Source organism: Petrotoga mobilis SJ95, from assembly GCF_000018605.1.
In the GTDB taxonomy this organism is placed as follows: Bacteria; Thermotogota; Thermotogae; order Petrotogales; family Petrotogaceae; genus Petrotoga; species Petrotoga mobilis.
Window position 1 is genome coordinate 1037521 of the sequence record NC_010003.1, and the last position, 23126, is coordinate 1060646.

General features: G+C 35.3%; 19 protein-coding genes. 11 read left to right on the top strand and 8 right to left on the bottom strand.

Annotated elements, in window-relative coordinates; translation table 11 throughout:
* Nucleotides 1-59: 59 nt before the first annotated feature.
* The gene (locus PMOB_RS05055) at nt 60-1637 is read right to left on the bottom strand and encodes a bifunctional aspartate carbamoyltransferase catalytic subunit/aspartate carbamoyltransferase regulatory subunit (protein WP_012208802.1); all 1578 of its coding nucleotides are present in this window, start codon (nt 1635-1637) and stop codon (nt 60-62) included.
* A 253-nt stretch (nt 1638-1890) separates the two neighbouring features.
* On the opposite strand from PMOB_RS05055, the gene PMOB_RS05060 reads away from it, so the two are divergent.
* From PMOB_RS05060 to PMOB_RS05070, 3 genes are read left to right on the top strand one after another with little or no spacing between them, the layout of a single operon-like run.
* On the top strand, nt 1891-3783 hold the full coding sequence (locus PMOB_RS05060) for a ribonucleoside triphosphate reductase (RefSeq protein WP_012208803.1): 1893 nt from the start codon (nt 1891-1893) through the stop codon (nt 3781-3783).
* On the top strand, nt 3780-4421 hold the full coding sequence (locus tag PMOB_RS05065; protein WP_012208804.1) for an anaerobic ribonucleoside-triphosphate reductase activating protein: 642 nt from the start codon (nt 3780-3782) through the stop codon (nt 4419-4421). Before PMOB_RS05060 ends, PMOB_RS05065 begins: the two co-directional genes overlap by 4 nt.
* 44 nt (nt 4422-4465) lie before the next feature.
* Nucleotides 4466-5236 carry a fumarylacetoacetate hydrolase family protein gene (locus PMOB_RS05070; protein ID WP_012208805.1) on the top strand — a complete coding sequence of 257 codons (771 nt, stop codon included), beginning with the start codon at nt 4466-4468 and terminating at the stop codon, nt 5234-5236.
* A gap of 25 nt (nt 5237-5261) precedes the next feature.
* Here the strand turns inward: PMOB_RS05070 and PMOB_RS05075 are convergent, their stop codons facing one another.
* Nucleotides 5262-5510, bottom strand: coding sequence for a DUF5320 domain-containing protein (locus PMOB_RS05075; RefSeq protein WP_041534070.1), 249 nt, complete (start codon nt 5508-5510; stop codon nt 5262-5264).
* 129 nt (nt 5511-5639) lie between these two features.
* On the opposite strand from PMOB_RS05075, the gene PMOB_RS05080 reads away from it, so the two are divergent.
* Nucleotides 5640-6977 carry an alkaline phosphatase family protein gene (locus PMOB_RS05080; RefSeq protein ID WP_012208807.1) on the top strand — a complete coding sequence of 446 codons (1338 nt, stop codon included), beginning with the start codon at nt 5640-5642 and terminating at the stop codon, nt 6975-6977.
* Nucleotides 6978-6980: 3 nt separating this feature from the next.
* Here PMOB_RS05080 and PMOB_RS05085 read toward each other — a convergent pair whose 3' ends face one another.
* On the bottom strand, nt 6981-7721 hold the full coding sequence (locus PMOB_RS05085) for a sulfite exporter TauE/SafE family protein (RefSeq protein WP_012208808.1): 741 nt from the start codon (nt 7719-7721) through the stop codon (nt 6981-6983).
* A gap of 303 nt (nt 7722-8024) precedes the next feature.
* Here PMOB_RS05085 and PMOB_RS05090 point away from each other — a divergent pair, with 303 nt between their 5' ends.
* The 4 genes from PMOB_RS05090 (at nt 8025) to PMOB_RS05105 (ending at nt 12141) form a co-directional block, all read left to right on the top strand.
* On the top strand, nt 8025-9110 hold the full coding sequence (locus PMOB_RS05090) for an NAD/NADP-dependent octopine/nopaline dehydrogenase family protein (RefSeq protein WP_012208809.1): 1086 nt from the start codon (nt 8025-8027) through the stop codon (nt 9108-9110).
* A complete protein-coding gene (locus PMOB_RS05095) occupies nt 9107-10729 on the top strand; it encodes a cobalamin-dependent protein (RefSeq protein WP_012208810.1) in 1623 nt (540 codons plus the stop codon). Before PMOB_RS05090 ends, PMOB_RS05095 begins: the two co-directional genes overlap by 4 nt.
* Nucleotides 10730-10765: 36 nt before the next feature.
* The gene (locus PMOB_RS05100) at nt 10766-11884 is read left to right on the top strand and encodes a type I restriction endonuclease (RefSeq protein ID WP_012208811.1); all 1119 of its coding nucleotides are present in this window, start codon (nt 10766-10768) and stop codon (nt 11882-11884) included.
* 65 nt (nt 11885-11949) lie between these two features.
* Entirely contained in the window at nt 11950-12141 is a 192-nt protein-coding gene (locus tag PMOB_RS05105) for a hypothetical protein (protein ID WP_041534071.1), read from the top strand.
* Nucleotides 12142-12247: 106 nt separating this feature from the next.
* On the opposite strand, the gene PMOB_RS05110 is transcribed toward PMOB_RS05105, so the two are convergent.
* The 4 genes from PMOB_RS05110 to PMOB_RS05125 are packed head-to-tail and all read right to left on the bottom strand — an operon-like array spanning nt 12248 to nt 15135.
* A complete protein-coding gene (locus PMOB_RS05110; protein WP_012208812.1) occupies nt 12248-13066 on the bottom strand; it encodes a metal ABC transporter permease in 819 nt (272 codons plus the stop codon).
* A complete protein-coding gene (locus PMOB_RS05115) occupies nt 13059-13808 on the bottom strand; it encodes a metal ABC transporter ATP-binding protein (RefSeq protein ID WP_012208813.1) in 750 nt (249 codons plus the stop codon). Before PMOB_RS05115 ends, PMOB_RS05110 begins: the two co-directional genes overlap by 8 nt.
* Nucleotides 13798-14685, bottom strand: coding sequence for a metal ABC transporter substrate-binding protein (locus PMOB_RS05120; RefSeq protein ID WP_012208814.1), 888 nt, complete (start codon nt 14683-14685; stop codon nt 13798-13800). The genes PMOB_RS05115 and PMOB_RS05120 overlap by 11 nt, the downstream gene beginning before the upstream one ends.
* 48 nt (nt 14686-14733) lie before the next feature.
* Nucleotides 14734-15135: a Fur family transcriptional regulator gene (locus PMOB_RS05125; protein WP_012208815.1), complete on the bottom strand. Its 402-nt coding sequence runs from the start codon at nt 15133-15135 to the stop codon at nt 14734-14736.
* Nucleotides 15136-15476: 341 nt separating this feature from the next.
* On the opposite strand from PMOB_RS05125, the gene PMOB_RS05130 reads away from it, so the two are divergent.
* The 3 genes from PMOB_RS05130 to PMOB_RS05140 all read left to right on the top strand — a co-directional run bounded on the left by PMOB_RS05130 (nt 15477) and on the right by PMOB_RS05140 (nt 21655).
* Entirely contained in the window at nt 15477-18140 is a 2664-nt protein-coding gene (locus tag PMOB_RS05130) for a calcium-transporting P-type ATPase, PMR1-type (protein ID WP_012208816.1), read from the top strand.
* Nucleotides 18141-18218: 78 nt separating this feature from the next.
* Nucleotides 18219-20201 (top strand): sodium-translocating pyrophosphatase, encoded by a 1983-nt coding sequence (locus PMOB_RS05135; protein WP_012208817.1) that lies wholly within the window; start codon nt 18219-18221, stop codon nt 20199-20201.
* Between the two features lie 437 nt (nt 20202-20638).
* Nucleotides 20639-21655, top strand: coding sequence for a 6-phosphofructokinase (locus tag PMOB_RS05140; RefSeq protein WP_012208818.1), 1017 nt, complete (start codon nt 20639-20641; stop codon nt 21653-21655).
* An 83-nt stretch (nt 21656-21738) separates the two neighbouring features.
* Here the strand turns inward: PMOB_RS05140 and PMOB_RS05145 are convergent, their stop codons facing one another.
* Nucleotides 21739-23109, bottom strand: coding sequence for a cryptochrome/photolyase family protein (locus tag PMOB_RS05145; RefSeq protein WP_196793054.1), 1371 nt, complete (start codon nt 23107-23109; stop codon nt 21739-21741).
* Nucleotides 23110-23126 lie beyond the last annotated feature (17 nt).

Here is a 23126-nt window from a genome sequence, read left to right on the forward strand (position 1 = left end):
AATTTTATCACAAAAATATTAAAAGATTAAAAACAAAGATAAAAAAAGATTTTTTACTATTAAAAGCGCCATATTTCTTCAAAGGTATGAGGGGTTTCACAATATTCACATATTAACTCATTCTCCTCATTTCTAATGAAAGAGACCTGTACGTTTTCGTTGTTTTGAGGGTTGGTTATACAGTTTTCATTTTTACACCTTAACTCTTCGAAACCGTATATAATAGGCGGTAAAGAAATTCTGTATTTTTCTTTTACTCTTCCACCTTCAATAATATTCACAGTTGTGTTTGGAGATATAGCTGAAAGCTTTTTTATTTCTTTCTTTGATAGATGAACGTCGGGCAAACTAATATAACCCTTTAATCTACCATCGGCTGATCTAAATATTCCGTCTGCACTATCAATATTATAAAACTTCAAAATCTTCCTTATCTTCATGATAGTCTCATATATCTTTTCCGACTTTTGCCCTTTGGCTATGTGATCTATTACCGTCCCATTTTCAATTGGCTTGATCCCTCTTTTTCCTTCACTCAACAACCCTTTTTTACCATCCTTTATCGGAGCGGGTATGATGAAATCCTCTTCATTAATTTCAAGATTTTTTCTTGAGGTATCAAAGGGGGCGGTTAAAGCTCCACCTAACATAGAAAGTAAGATTATCCTTGTCCAATATCCGTTTATTGCCTGTTTTTCCCAGCCGTTAAGCGGTAAGGGGTCTAAAAAGGTTGGAATAGTGGGGTAAGTTTTATGACGAGGGAGGGGGTGATAAAATTTTACGTTTTCGGAAATAAGGGGGAGAAATTCTTTTGTAAAAGTCACACTTTTTCTCAAAATATGTTCTTTTTCTAGAATATCTTCACCCATTCGTTCTAATTGAAGCCTTGTGAAATACCAAATGTTCGCTTTTTTACTCTGTTTTAGGTACTCTTCTATTGAAGAGAAGATTCTAACGTTGTACCCTTTTAGCTTCATTTTGCTTATATAGTGTTTTGGCATCTGTAATTCTTCTGGCGCTATCAAATCAACCTCAACATTTTTAAATATTTTTAAACCTTCCACTTTGGAATGGACCGTTCTTCCATGAAGGAGATCCCCAATAAGGGCTATATGAATGTACTCGTTGTTGAAATCCATCTGTTCTAAAAATGTGAATTCATCTAAAATCTCTTGAGTAGGATGCTCGTGCTTACCATCTCCGGCATTTATAAAAGAAGGATGTGGTAGGTTATGCCTTGAAGCAAATTCTGATACCTTTTCGTCTAATAACTTGCAAGTACCTTCCAGTTTTGATCTGATAATGAATATAGAATAATCCGAATAGCCCGTTAACATATTGAAGGTATCTATATAACTTTCATTTTTATTAAACGAGGAGTGTTCTGATTCGAAGATGTTGATTTTAGCGTTTTTGTGGAATTTAGAAGCATTAATGAAGGATTCTTTGGTTCTGGTACTTGATTCGAGGAATACTATATAAATACCTGTTTGATTTTTTATTTGAAACTCAGTAAGATCTTCTTTATTTGCCCATTTTGCTTTTAGCCTTTTTGTTTGGTTGTAAAGAAATAACTGCTCTTCAACCGTTAAATCATTCATAACCGTTAAACTTCTCCCTAAAAAATCATTTTTCATAAGAATCCCTCCCAAGTAATTTCTCTTCTACTCTCTCTAAAATTCTAAAGCCTCTTTTAGTACCCCTTCGCCCTGTGGCCCCCCCAAATTTCTTATGAGTCTAAGTAAAATTACTTTTTGTATTATACCATTTTTTTGTAAGATAAACAACATTGACAAATACAATATACAGTGGTATGATATAAAATATAACACAATAAATTGAGTCTTTTGTAAAACATTTTGACATTTAACTATAAGGGGGTTGAAAAATATGGATTTAGATTCTATCAAAGACAGTTTGTTGTTGAAACCAGTAACTATAAATAAACGCCAAGAAGGAGAATTAAGGAAAGAAAATTTAATTAAAGAACAAAAAAAACGCAGTGTAGAGAATTATTCAAATGCAGAAAAAATGAGTTTTGATGTAAGGAAAACGATAAATGAATATATCGAAATGAAAGACTGGCGAACCAACGAAAATTCAAACACTACTTATTCTTATCCGGGTTTGTACTTACACTTAGCTGGGAGCGCTTTAGCAAATTATGTGTTAAACGAAATATACCCTTCAGAAATATCACAGGCTCATTCATCAGGTGCTTTACATATTCATGACTTATCCCATGGTATAGTCGCTTACTGTGCCGGATGGTCACTTATGGATCTAATAAAGAAAGGTTTTGGGGGTGTAGAAGGGAAAATCAATGCCAAGCCTGCCAAACACCTTTCCGCCTTAACTGGACAAATGGTGAATTTTTTGGGTGTTATGCAAATGGAATTTGCAGGTGCCCAGGCTTTTAACTCTGTAGACACTTTGCTCGCACCCTTTGTAAGAGCGGATAAATTAAGTTATGATGAGGTGAAACAGTTCATTCAACAAATGGTCTTCGCAATGAACGTACCTTCTAGATGGGGATCGCAACCACCTTTTATAAACTTTACACTTGATTGGACAGTTCCTGATGATCTAAAAAACGAACCTGCAATTGTTGGCGGAAAGGAAATTGGAGTATATGGAGATTATCAAAAAGAGATGAATATGGTGAACAAAGCCTTCTTAGAAACTATGCTTGAAGGAGATGCAAATGGCAGAATTTTTTCTTTCCCCATCCCAACTTACAATATTACCAAAGAGTTCGATTGGGAAGGTGAAAATGTCGATTTATTGATGGAAGCTACAGCCAAATATGGGTTACCCTACTTCCAAAACTTCATCTCAAGTTCATTGAACCCGGGCGATGTAAGAAGTATGTGCTGCAGGTTACAACTCGATCTAAGGGAATTAAAAAATAGAGGTGGGGGCCTTTTTGGCTCAGCAGACAAAACAGGTTCCATAGGTGTAGTAACAATCAATCTTCCTCGAATAGGATATATATCTAAAACTAAAGAAGAATATTTTGAAAACTTAAAATCAATGATGGATTTGGCTAAAACTTCTTTAGAAATAAAAAGATACGTGATAGAAGAAAATCTTTCCAAAAATCTTATGCCCTATACAAAAGTTTATTTGGGCCATTTCAACAACCATTTTTCAACCATAGGAATAATAGGAATGCATGAGTCACTTTTAAATTTCATGGGGAGAGGTATTGAAACCAACGAAGGAAGAGAATTTGCAATAGAAGTTTTGAATTATATGAGATCAGTTTTGAAAGATTATCAAGAAGAAACTGGAAATTTATACAACCTAGAAGCAACACCTGCAGAAGGAGCATCTTATCGGTTAGCTAAAAAAGACAAACAACTTTATCCTGACATAATAACTTCAGGTGACGATGAACCGTACTACACAAATTCGACATTTTTACCAGTTGGAATCACTGAAGACCCGTTTGAAGTACTTGAGCATCAAGCACCATTACAAACTTTATACACATCCGGTACAGTAGTACATATCTTTTTGCAGGAAAAACCCCAAGCAAGTACTTTAAAAACTTTTATTAAAAAAGCTTTTAGTCAATACCCAGTTCCATATATGACTATAACGCCAACTTTTTCCATTTGCGAAACCCATGGTTACATTGCAGGAGAACATTTTGAATGTCCCATTTGTGGCAAACCTACCGAAGTTTATTCAAGGGTTGTTGGATATTACAGGCCTGTGAAAAGTTGGAATAAAGGAAAGCAACAAGAATTCAAAGAAAGGCTTGAGTACAGAGTATGAAAATCGCATCTATGCAAAAAGTAAGCTTTATTGATTACCCGGACAAAATAGCTGCCGTGCTATTTTGTCCCTATTGTAATCTAAGATGCCCCTATTGCCATAATCCTGAATTAGTTTTTTTCACAGGCAAATTGGTTGACGAAGAAAATATATTTTCTTATTTGAAATCAAGAGTCGGAGTTGTAGAAGGGGTTGTCATCACTGGAGGGGAACCAACTTTACAAAAAGATTTAAGAGATTTTATCATTAAAATAAAAGATATGGGATTTTTAGTAAAGCTTGATACCAATGGTCACAATCCAAAAGTTTTAAATACGGTTATAGATATTGTAGATATGATAGCGATAGACATAAAAACCAGCTGCCAAAAGTATAAAACTATCGGTGGAAATTGTGTTATACTAAAAGAAAGCTTAAATCTACTAAAAGATTTCAAAGGTGATCTGATTTTAAGAACCACACTATACCCACCCATGACAACAAAAGACGATTTAGAAGAAATGAAATCAATTATTCCGGATGATTTAAAATACTCAGATTGGATGTATAATGAATACAGAGACATTAAAACCCTTGAAAAATATATAAAAGAACACAACGAAGTATCTGGTGAAGGGGCGCTATATACAAGGTTTTAGAATTTCTCAAGGCGGTTATCAAAAACAAAAACGGAGGTAAAATTATGAAACTCGTCAGATTTCAAAAAGATGGAAAAATAAGTTACGGCGTTTTGGAAGAAAACATTATAAAAGTTATTAACGGCGATATCTTTGACGAATTCACAGTTACCGATAATATCTATCCGTTCACTGAGGTTACGTTAAAGGCTCCTTGTAATCCTAGCAAGATCGTTTGCGTTGGCTTAAACTATCGAGATCATGCGGCAGAAATGAAGGATAGAATTCCAGAAGAACCGGTTCTCTTCATAAAGCCGTCAACGGCTGTGATTGGGCCAAAAGAAAGTATTATATACCCAAAAATGAGCAATCAAGTAGATTATGAGGCAGAACTGGCAGTTGTAATTAAAGACAAAATCAAAGACATAGAAGAAGACCAAGTAAAAGAACATATCTTAGGATATACTTGCTTTAACGATGTTACCGCCAGGGATTTACAGAAGAAAGATGGACAATGGACACGAGCAAAATCCTTTGATACTTTTGCGCCCTTTGGTCCCACAATTGTAACAGATATTGATCCAAGTAACCTAAATATTCAACTTTTACTCAACGATCAAATCAAGCAAAACTCAAATACTAACCAATTAATCTTTTCTATGGAAAAACTCGTAAGTTTCATATCAAAAATAATGACCTTGAATCCTGGTGATGTAATTGCCACAGGTACACCTTCAGGGGTGGGACCAATGAATGTTGGAGATAAGGTGGCAGTTAAAATAGAGAAAATAGGGATACTAGAAAATTATGTTAGAAACTATGCATCTAGGCTCTGATTATAGATGCAGTGAATAGTTGATATCACTCATCTAAATATCCCAAATTCTTCAATCGTTTTTTAATCGCCTTTATTTCCTCTTCAGTCAATGTTTCAATTTGGTTAGTTGATTTGTTATTCTTTTTGGTTTGCTGGATCTCCTCAGAAGATACCAAATCTCTAAGCACAAACACAACAAACTCTGTAACACTTGAATAACCAGTATTTTCTATTATAGATTTAAGTTTATCATACAATGGTTTTGGTATTTTTAAGGTCACCTTATCAGACATGAAAGTCACTCTCCAAATGATTCTTTTAACTGTATTATATCACGTCGTTTTTGATTAATCAAAGGTTTTTCTTTTTGAAAGATCTTTATGTTATTATTTGTCTATAGCTTCTTTAAAGGAAGTGTCTTAATGAACAAAAAAATCGTAATCATCGGATTAGATTGTGCTTCACCAAATTTAATCTTTGATGAGTTTTTTGATGATTTACCCAATTTAAAAAAAATTATGGAAAATGGAGTTTACAATGCATTAGAGTCGACTATTCCTCCAATAACTGTACCAGCCTGGATGAGCATGTTTACAGGTAAAGATCCTGGTGAGCTTGGAATATACGGCTTTACAAATAGGCAAAATTATGATTATCACTCTTTCTCGTTGGTTTCTTCCAAAAGCGTGAAATATAAAAAATTGTGGGATATTTTTACACAAAAAGGCAAGCAAAACATCGTGATAGGCGTACCGTTGACTTACCCCCCTTCTCCTTTGAAAGGACATATGATTACCGGATTTTTAACGCCCTCTTTTGAATCTAATTATACCTATCCAAAACATTTAAAAAATGAATTACTAGCCAATACAGGGCATTTCATTTTTGATGTAAATGATTTCAGAACCGAAGATAAAGAAAGATTGTTAAAAGATATCTACGAAATGACGGATAATCATTTTAAAATTGCGAATTATTTAGCAAGAAACAAACCCTGGGATTTGTTTGTCATGGTTGAAATGGGGACAGACAGAATTCACCACGGATTTTGGGCTTTGCACGATAAAAAACATCCTAAATATATAAAAAGCAAATTTAATTCAGCTATTAGAGATTATTATATTCACTTAGATAAAAAGATAGGAGAATTTTTGAATGGTATAAAAGGCGATTTCGACGTTATAATAGTATCCGATCACGGCATAAAACCTATGTACGGTGGCATAGCCATTAACGATTGGCTCTTCAAGAAAGGTTATTTGGTTTTAAAAGAGTATCCAAAAAAACCTGTTTCTATAAACAAAGTGATAAGAGAAAAAAAGATAGATTGGAGTAAAACCAAGGTGTGGGGAAATGGTGGCTACCATGGCAAGCTATTTTTTAACATAAAAGGCAGGGAACCTTTGGGAGTAATTGAAAAAAATGAATTAGATAATTTCAAAACTAAACTTATAAAAGAGCTGAAAGACATTAAGAATGAAGATGGCAATGCGATGGATACAAAGGTCTATGAACCCCAAAAAATTTATAATAAGGTAAATAATATTCCCCCCGATTTGATTGTTTACTTTGATGATCTATCTTGGAGGTGTCAAGGTAGCATCGGCAATAAAAGCATTTACACACACGATAACGACATTGGTCCTGATGATGCGAATCACGCCAGCCATGGGATTTTTATAAGTAGCAATAAAATGTTAAAAATCAACAAAATTACGGACTTCTTTAATTCAATAGTCTATAATTATTTGTCTGAATGAAAATTAAAATACGATCATTCTAACGCTTAGAAAAGTAATAATACAACCGAGAGAAATCATCAACACTTTAGCAGGAATTTTCTTGGTTATCAAAGCGGCGATTGGAGCAGCTAAACTTCCTCCAATAATTAATCCAATAATAACACTCCAATTGAATTGTGATAGCAAGGCAAAGAATGTCACAACTTCAGAAATAGTGACAAAAAACTCGGCAGCATTCACTGAACCTATAGTCTTTCTCGGATTCTTTCCATCAGAAACTAACGTTGATGTGACGATTGGTCCCCATCCTCCACCTCCAATGGCATCAAAAAAACCTCCTAAAAGACCTAAGATTGAATAATGTCTCCTTCTCGTAATTTTCTCTTCGGAATATTTATGCATGGTGGTAACTTTGTACAATATTCTTACCCCCATAATCAATAAATAGATACCAATGAACGGTTTGATTTTGTCTCCGTCTATATTTGTCAAGATATAAGCCCCCAAAACTCCTCCTACTATACCAGGTATTAAAAGTTTTTTGAAAAGGCTCTTATCAACGTTACCAAGTTTTAGATGAGAAAATCCAGATATAGATGTTGTGAAAATCTCAGCAAAATGAACTGAAGCACTTGAGATAGCGGGAGGTACACCAGCGGATAACAATAAAGCATTTGAAATAGTACCATAAGCCATTCCCAAAGCCCCATCTACGACTTGGGCAAGGAATCCAACGATTATAAAAAACCATAAAGTTTGCAATCTGTATCCCTCCGTCCCATAATTAATACTCCTTATTGAGTATCATACTCCAATCAGAGTGTAAAGTCAAGTAAACTTTTAATTTTCAATTAATCCCTTAAAATTCATGCTAAGCCCTTATAATTCCTCATGGGCGGGTGCTAGAGGAAGTGCGCTAAGCAAGTTTTAGAGCTTTAAAAGACAACATAAATAATTTTCTAAAAATGATGTAAAATATATAATGAAAAGGTAATTTTTGCAACAATCAATTTATCTTGCTATAATATATATCTACACAGTGAATTACAATATGGAGGTGGTTACATGGTTAAGATAGCGGTAGTTGGAGCGGGGAATGGAGGCCAGGCATTAGCTGGATATTTAGCCATGAAAGGCTTCGATGTATCTCTCTTTAATAGATCAAAAAGAAGAATATCTCCCATCATAGACTCACATTCAATAAAAATAGAAGGTCAAGTAGTAGGTGAATATCATATATCTTTTGCCACAACAAATATGGAAGAAGCGATAAAGGGCAGAAAGTTGATTATGGTAGTTGTTCCTGCCTTCGCACATAAAGAGATAGCAAAGAGGATGGCTCCTTATTTAGAAGATGGTCAAATAATAGTGTTGAACCCTGGCAGGACAGGTGGTGCTTTAGAATTCAACAATGTATTGAAAGAAGAGAACGTGAAAAAAGACGTTATAGTAGCTGAAGCCCAAACTTTCATTTTTGCCTCAAGAATGTCCAATCCAGGGGTGGCTAAAGTGTTTAGAATAAAAAATGCCGTTCCTGTTTCTGCACTACCCGCCACCAGAAATGCCGAATTAGAAGAAGTATTGTGTAATGCAATACCTGAGTTTGAAATAGTTAAGAATGTAATTTACACTAGTTTTAACAATATTGGCGTTGTTTTTCACCCGGCAACGTTAATACTGAACGCAGCAAGGGTTGAAACAACGGCAGGAAAGTTTGAATTCTACTTCGAAGGGATCTCCCCTTCCGTAGCAAAAGTTTTGGAAAAGATAGATGAGGAAAGATGTAAGGTTATGGAGCTTTTTAACGCGGAACCTATGACTGCAAAGGATTGGCTAAACTATGCATACGATGTAAGAGGAAACTCTCTATACGAAGCTATTAGGAACAATGTTGGTTATAGGGGCATATATGCACCGCCAACGTTGGATAACAGGTATATTCTTGAAGATCTTCCAATGAGTCTTGTACCTATCTCATCTTTTGGAGAAGAATATGGTGTGAAGACCCCTGTAATCGATTCTATTATAAATCTTGCCAATATAATGATGGGGAAAAATTTTTGGAAAGAAGGTAGAACGGTAAAAGATTTGGGCTTAGAAGGAATGAGCATAGAAGATATAATAAGACTTGTTGAGGAGGGAGAATCATGAAAAAAATTCTTGGAGCTTCTATGGGAAGTGATGTACATACAGCAGGTATTTTAAACTTTTTGGAATTGGCACGAAATGAAGGATATGAGGTTATTTACTTAGGTGGAGCGGTTCCGATCGAGAAAATTATTAAAAAGATAGATGAAGAAACCCCTGATGTAGTTTCAATAAGTTACCGGTTGGGAGCCGATGCCTTCGAAAATCTTATAAAAGAATTTATAGAAAAGGCTAAAAAATTAAAAAACTATGAAAAAATTGATTTTATCTTCGGAGGAACGATTGAAACCTCACAGGTTGCAAGAAAATACAACTTCTTCAAAAAGATCTTTGATGGTTCAGAGGAAGAAGAAGATGTGGTTTTATTTTTAAGAGGTCAAATCAAATATAAAGAAGAGGAAAATTTCCCATCAACCTTAGCTGAAAGGATTGAATTTAAATCCCCATATCCGCTAATTAGACACCATATTGGACTTCAAACAATGGAGGAAACCATAGAGGAAATCAAAAAACTTGCAGAATCCGAACTCTTGGATATCATCTCTTTGGCACCGGATCAAAACTGCCAACAATACTTTTTTGATCAAGAAAAGATGGACCCCAACCAAGACGGGGCAGGAGGAGATCCTATTAGAAATGAAAAAGATTTTGTTACCATGTATGAAGCAAGTAGAAGAGGGAATTATCCTTTGGTAAGATGTTACTCAGGAACCAACCACATGGTCGAATTTTCCCAAGTGTTAAAAAGAACTGTCAACAACGCATGGGCAGCGATACCCATTTTTTGGTATTCTGAACTTGATAGAAGATCCGAAAGGAACTTATTAGATGCGATAAAAGAAAATATGGAAGGAATAAAGTGGAACGCCAGGAACAACATACCGGTAGAAATTAACGACGCCCACCAATGGGAACTAAGGTACGCGCACGACAGTTTAGCTGTTGCAACTACTTATTTAGCTGCTTATGTAGCCAAAAAACTTGGGGTAAGATGGTATGTTCAACAATATATGATGAACACTCCTCCAAAGTTATCTCCAAAGATGGATATAGCTAAGTCTTTAGCCAAATTAGAATTGGTAGAGACCCTAAAGGATGAAACCTTTACACCTTACAGAATGGTTAGAACTGGACTCCTTTCTTTTCCAGCCGACCCAAACAGCGCAATGGGTCAACTTGTTTCTTCCATGTTTTATTCATCTTACTTACAACCACATATAATCCATGTGGTGGCGTACTGTGAAGCAATGAAAAGGGCGACTTCAAAAGAAATAATAGAAAGTGTGAAGATGGTAAAAAGGGCAAACTCTTTAGCATCTCGTGGATTACCTGATTTTGCCAGTGATCCCGAGATCAAAGCAAGGGTAAATTTATTGAAAGAAGAAGCCATGGTCATAATAGAAAAAATTAAAAGTCTCTCTCCTCAAAAAGAGGATCCTTTAACCGATCCTGAAACTCTTTATTTAGCGGTAAAAAAAGGGATTTTAGATGCAGTAGGTTTACAAGGCAACTCTGTTGCCAAAGGACAAATAAAATCCGCTGTAATTAATGGAGCTTACGAGGCCATAAATGAAAACGGCGAAGTGCTAAGAGAAGCTGAAAGAAACCGTGGAATAAAGTAAATTAGAATTATCCAGAAACTTGAGGAGATGGAAAAAATGGATTCTATAAAAATAAATACCTTAATTAGATGTATCGAAGACCTTCGTATGAAACTGAATAAGTACCGAAAGGGTGGTCTTAAAGAATATCCAACACGCACGATATTTGTAGACCCATTACTTCAAGCTCTCGGGTGGGATATTAAAGATCCGGATGAAGTGGAACTTGAGTATCCCAGTATTGATGGAAAGTCTGTTGACTATGCTGCAAAAATAAACCGTAAGCCTGTCTTATTCATCGAAGCGAAAGCGTTAAATGATCCACTTACAGATGTCAAAGCCATTACACAGGTAGTTGGTTACGCTGCCAATGCCGGTGTGGAATGGTGTATCCTTACCAACGGTATTAACTATAAGGTTTATCATAGTACCGAAAAGGCAGAGGCCCCGAACAAACTACTTTTTGAAATTTCTCTTGATCCAAAAGAAACAGAAGGCATGTCGATTCAGCAAGTTGCAGAACAATTTGCACGTTTTTCACGTGATTCAATGGCTAAAGGTCTGCTTGATGAAATTGGTGAACAAATCTTTACGACAGGAAAGATAAGAAAAGCTTTAGATAAACTTTTTATGGACCCCCCAAACACATTAATTAAGCTTATACGCTCAACATTAGAGGACGATTCCATTAAACCAGTTCAAATCAAGAAAGCCCTCAAGGTGCTTTGGATCCAACCATCGGAAAAAGAAATACCTTCAACTTATAAACATACTAAAAAGCCAGTTCCTTCATCAGAATCTAAAGTAAAAGAGTATAATGAAGAGCATCACCTAAATGGAAAACCGCAAGAAGTCGTAGAATTATTTAAGACATTTGATAAATTTTGTAGAGAACTTGATCCAAGGGACGTCCAAAGAGAAGCTCTTAAACACTACATAAAATATACACATGGTAATAACATTTTTTGTTGTGTTCATATTCACAAAAGTGGACTTCGTGTTTGGTTGAAATTGAATTATTCAGATTTAGAGAGTCCAGCTGAATATGTTCGCGATGTTTCAAATATCGGACACTTGGGAGTTGGAGATGTTGAGTTAACAATCGATAGTCTCGAGAGATTTCAAAATGCCAAGAGTCTAATACAAAAATCATTTGAAGAAAACAAATCAAAATGAGTATTTAGTTCTTTTCCAAAAGAAGGGATAAAAAAGAAACTCAAAAAAACGAGGAGAATATTATTATGACTTGCAAATGGTATTTAGTTTGTCCAATGAAGAGATATTATGATGAGGGTAAATTAGATAAAAAGTGGATAGAAAATTATTGTCATGGTGACTATAAAAGTTGCGTACGCTACCAAATGGAAGAAACGGGGAGGTACCATCCAGACAATATGCTACCGGATGGAACAATCGATAAACGTCTAAAATAAGATATTAACTAGTTAAAAGAAAAAATATTCTGCTCTCTCAGTAGTATCTTAAAAAGAGCAGAATATTTTATTTATAGTGCAATTTGTGACTTAAAGCAAAAAGTATCTATTGAGCAAAAGACTTTAGAACAGTTTTTCTTAAAAGATATGCAATTAGAAATATTAGAAACATTGTCAGGACTATCATTGGACCTGATGGAACGTTTAAGTAGTAAGATAAAAAAATACCCAAAACAGATGAGAAAACACCAACTATTACGGATATTATCAGCATTTGGTTTATACTTTTTGCATAAAGCTTCGCTATAACACCAGGGGTTATAAGTAGAGCCGTTATTAGTATGATACCTATTATTTTAACGGAAACAACTATTGTAACAGATGTGATCGTTAAAAACACTAAGTTTATTATGTTTGCGGGTACCCCAAATATTTTACTTAATCTTTGATTGAACGAGTAATATTTAAGCTCCTTGTTTAAAAAAATAACCATAAAAAGAATAAGTAAGTCAAAAATTCCCAATAAAATCAAATCTTCTTGAGTTATCATTAATACGTCGCCAAATAAGAAACTATCGATTTCGGGAACGTATCCTTTTTTGAATGAAAGTAAAATTATACCTATAGCCATAGAAAGCGATAAGAGCATACCTATCACGCTATTTTCTTGCACTCTTTCTTTCTTCCCCAGTTGATGTATAGTTATTGCAAATATAATGGCAACTATTATAGACAAAAGATTCATATTTAATCCAAAGAAAAGAGCAAAGGCGATAGCACCAAACGCCACATGGGCCGCTCCGTTTCCAATAAACTCCATCTTTTTTAGGACTATGAAATTTGATAACAACGCGCTGCCAAAACCTGAAAGAATGGCACCAATTAAGGCGTATCTCATAAAAGGGTAACTTAGAATATCAATCATCTTTATTGCTAACCACCTTCATCTTTTCATTGATGTGAATAAATAGTTCAAAGTCTTTGGAGTACAAAGTTCGTAAATCATTGATATCGAGATCAGCGGTGTTTTTATGGCAATGCAGTGTTTTGTTCATGCACATAATTTTGTTTGTTTCTTTGAAAATCATGTTCAAATCGTGACTAATTAAAATTATACTCATATTGCTATTATGTTTGAGATCTCTAAGAGTTCCATAAAGTATATTTTGTCCCTCTTTATCGATATTTGCTTCAGGTTCGTCCAATATTAATATATCGGGATCGGAAACCAAAGCCCTAGCGACCATCAATCTTCTGTACTCTCCTCCAGATAATTTCCCCACCAGCCTGTCGTATAGATGATCAATTTGTAAAAGTCTGAGGGTTTGTCTTACTTTTTCATAATGTTCTTCTTTAAACCTTTTAAATGGTCCAACTTCATTGTACAAACCCATTAAAGCGACTTCATATACTTTGATCGGAAAATCTCTTTCCCTTTCCTCGGATTGTGGAACATATCCTATTTTTCCATTTATCTTTATTTCTCCCGTATAATCTTGTATTTCCCCGATTAGAGTTTTTATTAAGGTTGATTTTCCAGCTCCGTTAGGTCCAATTATCCCTACAAAGTCCCCTCTATAAATATCGAAAGATATATTGATCAGTATATTGTTGTTTTCAGCTGAATAATTCAAATCTCTAACGGATATTAAAGGATCAGTAGCCATAATTCACCACCCGTATAATTTCAAACAAATTGTATATGTATAAAGACTCTAAATCGAATACTCTTTCAACACTTCCTAAAGGATCCAAAACCCCTATACTTAAATTCAAATTTTCAGCTACAGCATTCACAGCCTTATCACTGAGTTGAGGTTCATTGAAAATAGCCTTAACATTTTCCTCTTTAGCAACGTTCGTTAATTCAACTAACTGCTTTGGAGTTGGTTCTACCCCGGGAGAAAGTTGAATTACACCAGCAATTTTTATATCGTATCTTCTTGCGAGATAATCGTAGGAGTTATGAAGCGTAAATATTGACCCATCGATGACCTTCGCTTTTTCAGCAAGGTATTTATCAAGCAAAATCAATCTGTTTATATATCTTTCAGCGTTTTGAGTGTAGTAATCTTTATTTAAAGGGTCTAATTCTCCAAAAACCTCTGCCAAACCTGGAATGATGTAAGTATACATAATATATGGATCTAACCAAATGTGCGGGTTGTATGCAAAATCTTCATGCTCATGATCTTCGTCAATTCCGCTCATACTTATAAGTTCTTCACGTGGAATAAAATCGGAAACTTCAATTATTTTCACACCCTGATTTTCCAGATTCTTGGTTAGATTAGAGATAAAAATTTCTAAAGCTAAACCGTTTGTAATTAAAATATCAGATTCGTACAAGGGCACTAGTTCCTTTGGTGTTGGCGAGTATGTATGTGGACTCTTGCCTGGAGGAACAACAAGGTTCACTTGACCTTTTTCTTGTACTATTTCTTTACTTACATAGTAATAGGGTAATATCGACGTTGAAACGTTTAAAGCGAATACTAAGAATGAAGCTAATAAAACGATGGTTGTTAAAATCGTTTTTTTCATACCTTCTCTCACCTACTTTTCATATTTTTGATTATTTCAAAAATCCTTCTACTCATCGAAATTATCATATTGGTTGTCTTTTGTAATCTTCTGACATTCTTTACATATTCCTTCAAAATAAAGCGTATGAGTCAAAACTCTGAAGCCCAATCTTTCTTTTATATATTTACTCATTTGTTCAGAGTAGCATAGATCGAACCTTTCAAATTTCTTGCATTTTATACAGTATATGAAATGGAAATGCCCTTGTCCCTTGAAAAAATATTTGATTTTGTCGGAAAAAACTATGGATTTAATCTCTCCGTTTTCTTCGTAATTTTTCAAGTTTCTGTAAATTGTAGATTTATCGTAATCTTCGTTGAGTTTTTCATAAATCTGTTCGGCGTTGAGTGGATAATCGTACTCATCTAACACGCCTAAAATGTCTCTGCGAGCTTTAGTGTTTCTCATGAAAAGTTCACCTCTTCGGGATAAACATGAATGATGTTAAACTGTTTATAGCATAAAATGCAAACGATTTGTTTTTGCAACTGATTTGCATAAGCATTATACAACAAAAATTTTAAAATGTCAAGTTTTGTTATATTGTCTTTTTAATTACCTTATGATATAATTCAAAAAAAGGGGAGTAGCATAAGCTTTTCGCTTCTAACTGTTCGTCAGTACGGCGCAAGCCCGGACGGTTAGCTCATAAAGAGATTGCAAGACCTTTGTTCTTATTAGTGAGCAAAGGTCTTTTTTTGTTTATCAAATAATTTTTTTCTATTTATAATCTGAGAGAGGTGAAGTTTGTGTGGTTTACAAAAAGCAAAGACGAAGTTATCAAAGATCTTCAGGTTAATACTATTCAAGGACTTTCAACCCAAGAAGCAAAGGAACGTTTGAGCAGATATGGGGAAAACAAACTTGCTACCCAAAAAAACAGGAGCTTGCTACAATTATTTTTTGCTCAACTCAATGATGCAATGATCTATGTTTTGTTGGGTGCAGCTTTGATCTCTGCAATATTGGGGGAACTCAGTGACGCAATAATAATTGCTGTTGTTATCTTAATAAATGCAGTAGTCGGACTTATACAAGAGTATAGAGCTGAACAAGCTTTGGAGGCTTTAAAAAAGCTTTCTACACCTAAGTCTATCGTTAAAAGAGATGGAAAAATTCTTGAAATTCCTTCAGAAGAGGTAGTCCCTGGAGACATAGTTATTATTGATGCAGGAAGATATATTCCGTGTGATTTAAGACTTATCGAAACTGTCAACCTTCAAATTGACGAATCTGCCCTTACAGGTGAATCAGTACCTGTTGATAAAAATGCTGATTTAATCTTAGAGACGCTTGATACTCCCCTTGGAGACCAAAAGAATATGGCTTTCATGTCAACTTTTGCTACTTATGGCAGAGGTGTTGGGGTTGCAGTAGCTACTGGTATGAAAACAGAAATAGGTAAAATTGCTAAGATGCTCGAAGAAACTGACACAGAACAAACTCCACTTCAAAAGAAACTTACTGAGCTTAGTAAAATACTTGGCTTTGCAGCTCTTGGAATTTCTATTGCTATGTTCCTTGTCGGTATCATCCAAGGAAGACCTTTATTTGAAATGTTCTTTACGGCAATAAGTCTTGCAGTAGCAGCAATTCCGGAAGGACTTCCTGCAATAGTTACAATAGTACTTGCTATGGGTGTTCAAAGGATGGTTAAAAAGCACGCCATAATTAGAAAGCTTCCAGCGGTTGAAACTTTAGGTTCTGTAAACATAATATGCTCTGATAAAACGGGTACCTTAACTCAAAATAAGATGACTGTGGTAAAATTCTACGCAGACAATGCTTTTGGCGATGTTGACTCACTTAATATTAATAATCCAGCTCATAAACTCCTTTTGGAGAGTTTGGTACTATGTAACGATGCTACTTATTCGCAGGAATCAAAGACTGGTGATCCAACTGAAACAGCCTTACTTGAGATGGGAGCTAAATTCAATATATTTAAAACTGCTTTTGAAGAGCAACACCCAAGAGTAAATGAAGTACCCTTTGATTCGGATAGAAAGCTTATGTCCACTGTAAATAAATATGATAATGAGTATTTAGTGTTTACTAAGGGAGCCCCGGATAATCTTCTTAAGATATGTAACAATGCATTTGTCAATGGTGAGATTGTTCCACTAACACAGGAAATTATAGATAACATAATGGATAAAGTAAATTCAATGTCTCAGGATGCCCTTAGAGTTTTAGGAGCAGCCTTCAAAAAAATAGATACTCCTCACGGAGATATTGATAAATTAGAAACCGACTTAACCTTTATAGGCTTAATAGGTATGATTGACCCGCCAAGACTCGAGGTGAAGGATTCTATATTTTTATGCAAACAGGCTGGTATAAAGACTATTATGATAACAGGTGATCATAAAAATACTGCCTTTGCTATAGCAAAAGAACTTGGTATAACTGATGATCCTTCACAGGTAATATCCGGAGTTGAACTAGATAAGCTTACCGAGGAGGAGTTAATTAGTAAGATCGATAACTTGAGAGTATTTGCAAGAGTCTCACCTGAACATAAGGTAAAAATAGTTCGAGCTCTTAAAGCCAAAGATAACATCGTTGCCATGACTGGAGATGGGGTAAACGATGCTCCCTCATTAAAGGCTGCAGATATTGGGATTGCAATGGGGATTACAGGTACAGATGTTGCAAAGGGTGCTTCTGACATGGTCTTAACAGATGATAACTTTAGCACTATAGTTTCTGCTGTTGAGGAAGGAAGAAATATATACAACAATATTAAAAAGTCCATCGTCTTCCTGCTGTCATGTAATATTGGTGAAATAATTACGTTGTTCTTTGCCATATTATTTGGTTGGGCTACACCGTTAAAGCCTATACACATACTATGGGTTAACTTAATAACTGACACTTTCCCGGCGCTATCTCTTGGAGTAGAGCCAGGGGACAAAGATGTTATGAAAGAAAAACCACGTAATCCAAATCACAGTTTGTTTGCAGGCGGTACAGGAGTAAGTTTAATACTAAACGGGGCATTAATTGGTTTAGTAACATTAACCGCCTTTGTGATTGGGGCAAGAGTTTATACAGGTACTACTAATTTATTCCCAATATTTCCTGCGAATATTTCAGATGATGCGTTAACTCACGCACAAACCATGGCGTTTGTAGTGTTAAGTGTATCTCAACTAATACACTCTTTGAATATGAGACATCCAACCAAATCCATATTCCAAGTTGGTTGGTTTACAAACAAGTACCTTATCGCCTCTATCCTATTTGGGATATTCCTCCAGGAAATTGTCATAACAGTTCCATTTCTCAGAAATGTGTTTGGGGTCTTCGATTTAAGACTTTATGACTGGTCAATTGTTGTATTACTATCTATAGTTCCTTTGGTAGTTAATGAAATAGTAAAGATATTTATTAGGCATAAGGTATCTTAATCTACCTCATCAGTATTTTTTTATCTATCACTCAAAAACATATGGTATAATTAATTAAATTATCAAAGGAGGAAAAGTATGGGTGCTATTTCTCAAATCATATCGGTTATATCTGGGTTTATCGGATTAATTTTTACCGTTTTTTTGGTGTTCAATATTTTAGAAAAATCCCCTGGGAATGAAAAAATGCAGAAACTTTCAAAAATTATTCAAGTGGGAGCTCGCTCTTTTTTATTCTCTGAATATAGGATCCTTTTTGTTGTTATATTTTTATTCGCAGCTTTTCTGTGGCTTGTAAGTTCTTATCAAATGGCTTTGTCTTTTATTTTAGGATCAGTATTTTCTGTTTTATCAGGTTTTCTAGGGATGTCAATAGCCACCAGAGCCAATGCCAGAACAACCAATGCAGCGATAAACAATTTAAAAGACGCATTGGCTGTGTCTTTTAATGGCGGAGCGGTTATGGGTATGATTGTTACTTCTTTAGGATTAATGGGATTGGGAGGTATATTTTTTCTTGGCAAAGGAAATACTGAACTAATGAGTGGTTATGCTATGGGAGCATCTTTTGTGGCACTTTTTGCAAGAGTGGGAGGGGGCATTTTCACAAAAGCCGCCGATGTAGGAGCTGATCTAGTTGGTAAGGTTGAAGCAAATATTCCAGAAGATGATCCAAGAAATCCGGCAGTTATCGCTGACAACGTCGGAGATAATGTGGGAGATGTTGCAGGTATGGGAGCTGATCTGTATGAATCCTACGTTGGTTCTATTTTTTCTGCCTCAGTCTTAGGAAGTATCGTTTTTTCTGCTAAGGGAGCACTTTTCCCGTTTTTTGTTGCTTCATCAGGTTTGATATTATCAATTTTTGGTATTATTTTTGTTAATTACTACATCAAAAAAGCAAAGGAAGTTGAGCCTGAAAAGGTCCTACACTTTGGTACATATATGACGACATTTCTTCAATCGATAGTTGTCTTTTTCTTATCTAAAATTGTATTCGGAGATTTTTCTGGCGGTTTAATTGTTATTTTAGGTATGGTAGTTGGAATTCTTATAGGGGTTTCCACTGAATACTACACTGCAAAAAAACCTGTAATAGAGCTAGCTAAAAGCGCTCCATCAGGTTCGGCTCCGTTGATTATCAATGGTCTTGCCCTAGGGATGGAATCAACGCTTATCCCTATTCTTTTAATAGGAGCAGCTATTGTAATTTCATTCTACGTTTACGGTCTTTTTGGAATAGCTATTGCTGCTGTTGGAATGCTTTCAACACTGGGTATGAGTTTATCAATCGATGCATACGGTCCTATCGCTGATAATGCAGGTGGAATTGCAGAAATGGCTCATTTAGAACCATACGTTCGAGAAAGAACGGACAAGTTGGATGCTGTTGGAAATACCACAGCGGCTATGGGAAAAGGTTTTGCAATAGGATCTGCTGCATTAACGGCATTGGCTTTGTTCGCTTCTTATTTGCAAGTAACAAATATTTCAGTAGTTGATTTGAATGATGCAAATGTGTTCACAGCAATGTTAATCGGTGCCATGCTTCCATTTCTGTTTTCCTCTTTGGTAATGAAAGCAGTTGGTAACGCTGCAAATCTTATGGTTGAAGAAGTAAGAAGGCAATTTAAAGAAATTGTTGGATTAATGGAAGGAAAAGCTGATCCAGACTACGGTAAGTGTGTAAAGATCGCTACCGATGGTGCTTTGAAATATATGATACTTCCTTCTTTAATCGCTGTAATAGCTCCAATAATTATTTATCTCTTGTTAGGCAAGCAAGCTGTTGCTGGAATGTTAGCTGGAACAACAGGCTCAGGCGTTATGTTAGCGATATTCATGGCTAACTCTGGAGGTGCCTGGGATAACGCTAAGAAGTTAATAGAAACAGGAAAATATGGTGGAAAAGGGTCTTTGGCTCACAAGGCTTCTGTTGTAGGAGATACTGTGGGGGATCCTTTAAAAGATACAGCAGGACCTTCCATAAATATTTTAATAAAACTTATGTCCATAGTTTCTATAGTGATTATTCCTGTCTTAATCAGAATTTTTGAGTGAAACTCTTAGTTAAAATGGTTGGTGTGAATACCATTTTTCCTTCTGGGTAGGAAACGGGTTACAGGACGGAGCCTTGTTTGCGTCACTGTGCAAACCATGTTTTTAAATGATTTTGATTTTGAACTTGATTATGAGGTTTTTAAGGGGTTTACCCCTTAACGTACGGGTGGGGAGCGGGGAAAGGGCGCTAACACAAAGTTTTTGAAATATAACTATTTTCAAAAATAAGACTTTGATTTTAAAAGGGTTACAGGGCGGAGCCCTCCCACCTGCTGGGTTAGGGACCGCAGGTCCCTTCCTTAGAAGGGTGGGCAGCAGGGCAAGAGAATGAATACCATTTTTCCTTATGGGTGGGGAGCGGGGCGAAGGGGCGCTAACACAAGGTTTTAGAGTTCCTAAAGTTAGTATAATCAAATTAAAATGTGGAGGTGTATATAATGAAAAGAGTCGCTGTTTTAAATGTAGGTGGAGATTGTCCAGGATTAAATGCCGTAATCCGGGCACTCATCGTTAAAGGCGCCGAAGAGGATATCGAAGTTGTCGGCGTTTACGACGGTTTTCTAGGTCTCGTGGAAGATAAATTAACAATCTTAGCTAAAGAACATGTCTCAGGTAAATTACCTGAAGGTGGCATAATTTTGGGTTCGTCAAAATACGATCCTACTGTTAATCCAAACGATTTGAAAAAGTTGAAAAATAACTTTGAGAGATATCAGATAACTAGTCTTATATTGTTAACAGGCCATACCGGAGCAAATATCGCCTTAAAATTGGCAAATGAAGGTATACCTTCGATAATAATACCTGCTACCGTTGATAATGACTTATACTGGACGGATCTTAGCGTTGGTTTTCTAACGGCATTACAGATCGTCACCGATGCATTAGATAAACTTCATTCAACTGCGAGTGCAGGTCATAGGGTAATAGTTGTAGAAACCGGAGGAGACGAAGCAGGATGGTTAGCAACAATTGGTGGTATGGCAGGTGGTGCTGATTATATAATAGTACCAGAGTTCAAGTTAGACCCTAAAGATATGATTGAAAATATTAAAAGGAGATATTCTGCAGGTAGAAGATTTTCCATAGTTGTAGTAGAAGAAAAAGTCAAACTCCCCGAAGAAGTTCAAAATATAATAGGCGATCCAAAGGTTCGTCAATACATGAAACCAGCAGAATTAATCACAGAGTACATAAAAGCTAATCTGCAAAATGTTGAATGTAGAACCGTTGATTTAGATTATTTACAAAGAGGAGGAACACCTTCGTCTTTTGATAGATACCTGGCTTTCAAATTCGGTGTTTCGGCTATAGACGCTGTTAAAAAAGGAAAATCTAATGTGGCTTTAGGTTTGGATGGTTTTGATGTTGTGGAAAAACCATTTACCCACGAAATTTTGAAGAACAAAGAGATAAGTAGAGAATTATACGAAATGGGTAGACTTTTCTTCTAAAAATATTTAGCGGTGCTTTTTGCACCGCTATTTTTAAACGCATTATTAAAATCCACAAATAATAAACTTGCTTGACTTTTTGATCATATTTTATAAAGTTTTTTAGCCTTTTCTGAAGCTACTTTATGATCGACAATAGGTGTTGGATAATCGATGTCTTTTGGAATGTTCAAAGTATGTATTTGCTCTAAGTTAAGATTGGTTAATTCTGGTAACCAAGTCTTTATGTAATTACATTCAGGATCAAATTTTTGCTGTTGCAAAATTGGGTTAAATATTCGGAAAAAAGGCTGCGCATCACAACCTGTTGAAGCAACCCATTGCCAATTACCATTATTAATTGCAGGATCGTAATCAACTAGTCTTTGTGCAAAGTATTTCTCTCCCCATCGCCAGTCAATATGTAAATCCTTAACAAGAAAACTCCCTGTTATCATTCTTACTCGGTTATGCATCCATCCCGTTAGATTCAATTGCCTCATTCCAGCATCAACTATAGGATAACCTGTTCTCCCTGTACACCAAGCCTTAAATTTATCCACATCATTTTCCCACTGTATTTGGTTATATTTCTCCTTAAAGGAATTGCCTAAAACATGAGGGAAATGATAAAGGATATGAGTAAAAAAATCACGCCAGTGAAGTTGTGTAATAATTTCATGTTCATTACCGAAGTTTTCATTTACTTTTCCATATACCTCTCTCACAGAAACTGTTCCAAATTTAAGATGGGGAGATAACTTTGTTGTTCCATCGATTGAAGGCGTGTTTCTAGTTTCACTGTAATTTTTTAGTTTGACTATTCTCTCTATATAACTTAACCCTTCTTTTCGCCCACCTTTTAATATTAAATTTTCATTTTGAGGAAATTTATCAACCTGAAGAGCAATACTTGAGCTAATTTCTTCTGTAAAATAATTTTTAAATTTATTCTTCTGCGGTTCTCGCACATCTATTTTTTTGGATTTTTTTAAAAAATCGGTGAACTTTATATATGGCATACCATTATCTTTCAAAACTTCTGTGGGTTCATGTAATAAAACATCAAAATGTTCCTTGAAATCTACTCTTTCCCTTTCACAAATGGCTTTTATTTCGTTATCTCTTTTCTTACTAAATGGAGTGTAATCTTTATTCACGAAAACTGCTTCTATTCCTAATGTTTTAATTAAACTTTCAACTACTTTAGCAGTAAGTCCTTCAAAAAAATATAGTCTAGCGTTCAATTGGTGTAGCTGATCATTGAGTTCTTTCAGACAGGCGATCATAAATTGAACCGCATTGTCTGATTTGTAATCGTTATCTTTAATCTGTCGATCATCAAATATAAAAGCAGGTATGACTCTTTCACAACTTTGAAGTGCTTCTATGAGAGAAGTATTATCCTCTAACCTAAGATCTCGTCTGAATATGTGCAACCCAATTTTATATTTATAATTCGATATTTTTATCACCTCTAATGCCTTTAGCA

Excerpts from the sequence above, each read along its gene's own strand:
- PMOB_RS05120 (WP_012208814.1), bottom strand. The coding sequence starts at position 14,685 with ATGAAAAAAACGATTTTAACAACCATCGTTTTATTAGCTTCATTCTTA.
- PMOB_RS05105 (WP_041534071.1), top strand. The coding sequence starts at position 11,950 with ATGACTTGCAAATGGTATTTAGTTTGTCCAATGAAGAGATATTATGAT.
- PMOB_RS05135 (WP_012208817.1), top strand. The coding sequence starts at position 18,219 with ATGGGTGCTATTTCTCAAATCATATCGGTTATATCTGGGTTTATCGGA.
- PMOB_RS05080 (WP_012208807.1), top strand. The coding sequence starts at position 5,640 with ATGAACAAAAAAATCGTAATCATCGGATTAGATTGTGCTTCACCAAAT.
- PMOB_RS05095 (WP_012208810.1), top strand. The coding sequence starts at position 9,107 with ATGAAAAAAATTCTTGGAGCTTCTATGGGAAGTGATGTACATACAGCA.
- PMOB_RS05090 (WP_012208809.1), top strand. The coding sequence starts at position 8,025 with ATGGTTAAGATAGCGGTAGTTGGAGCGGGGAATGGAGGCCAGGCATTA.
- PMOB_RS05100 (WP_012208811.1), top strand. The coding sequence starts at position 10,766 with ATGGATTCTATAAAAATAAATACCTTAATTAGATGTATCGAAGACCTT.
- PMOB_RS05065 (WP_012208804.1), top strand. The coding sequence starts at position 3,780 with ATGAAAATCGCATCTATGCAAAAAGTAAGCTTTATTGATTACCCGGAC.
- PMOB_RS05060 (WP_012208803.1), top strand. The coding sequence starts at position 1,891 with ATGGATTTAGATTCTATCAAAGACAGTTTGTTGTTGAAACCAGTAACT.
- PMOB_RS05070 (WP_012208805.1), top strand. The coding sequence starts at position 4,466 with ATGAAACTCGTCAGATTTCAAAAAGATGGAAAAATAAGTTACGGCGTT.
- PMOB_RS05055 (WP_012208802.1), bottom strand. The coding sequence starts at position 1,637 with ATGAAAAATGATTTTTTAGGGAGAAGTTTAACGGTTATGAATGATTTA.
- PMOB_RS05125 (WP_012208815.1), bottom strand. The coding sequence starts at position 15,135 with ATGAGAAACACTAAAGCTCGCAGAGACATTTTAGGCGTGTTAGATGAG.
- PMOB_RS05115 (WP_012208813.1), bottom strand. The coding sequence starts at position 13,808 with ATGGCTACTGATCCTTTAATATCCGTTAGAGATTTGAATTATTCAGCT.
- PMOB_RS05110 (WP_012208812.1), bottom strand. The coding sequence starts at position 13,066 with ATGATTGATATTCTAAGTTACCCTTTTATGAGATACGCCTTAATTGGT.
- PMOB_RS05075 (WP_041534070.1), bottom strand. The coding sequence starts at position 5,510 with ATGTCTGATAAGGTGACCTTAAAAATACCAAAACCATTGTATGATAAA.
- PMOB_RS05140 (WP_012208818.1), top strand. The coding sequence starts at position 20,639 with ATGAAAAGAGTCGCTGTTTTAAATGTAGGTGGAGATTGTCCAGGATTA.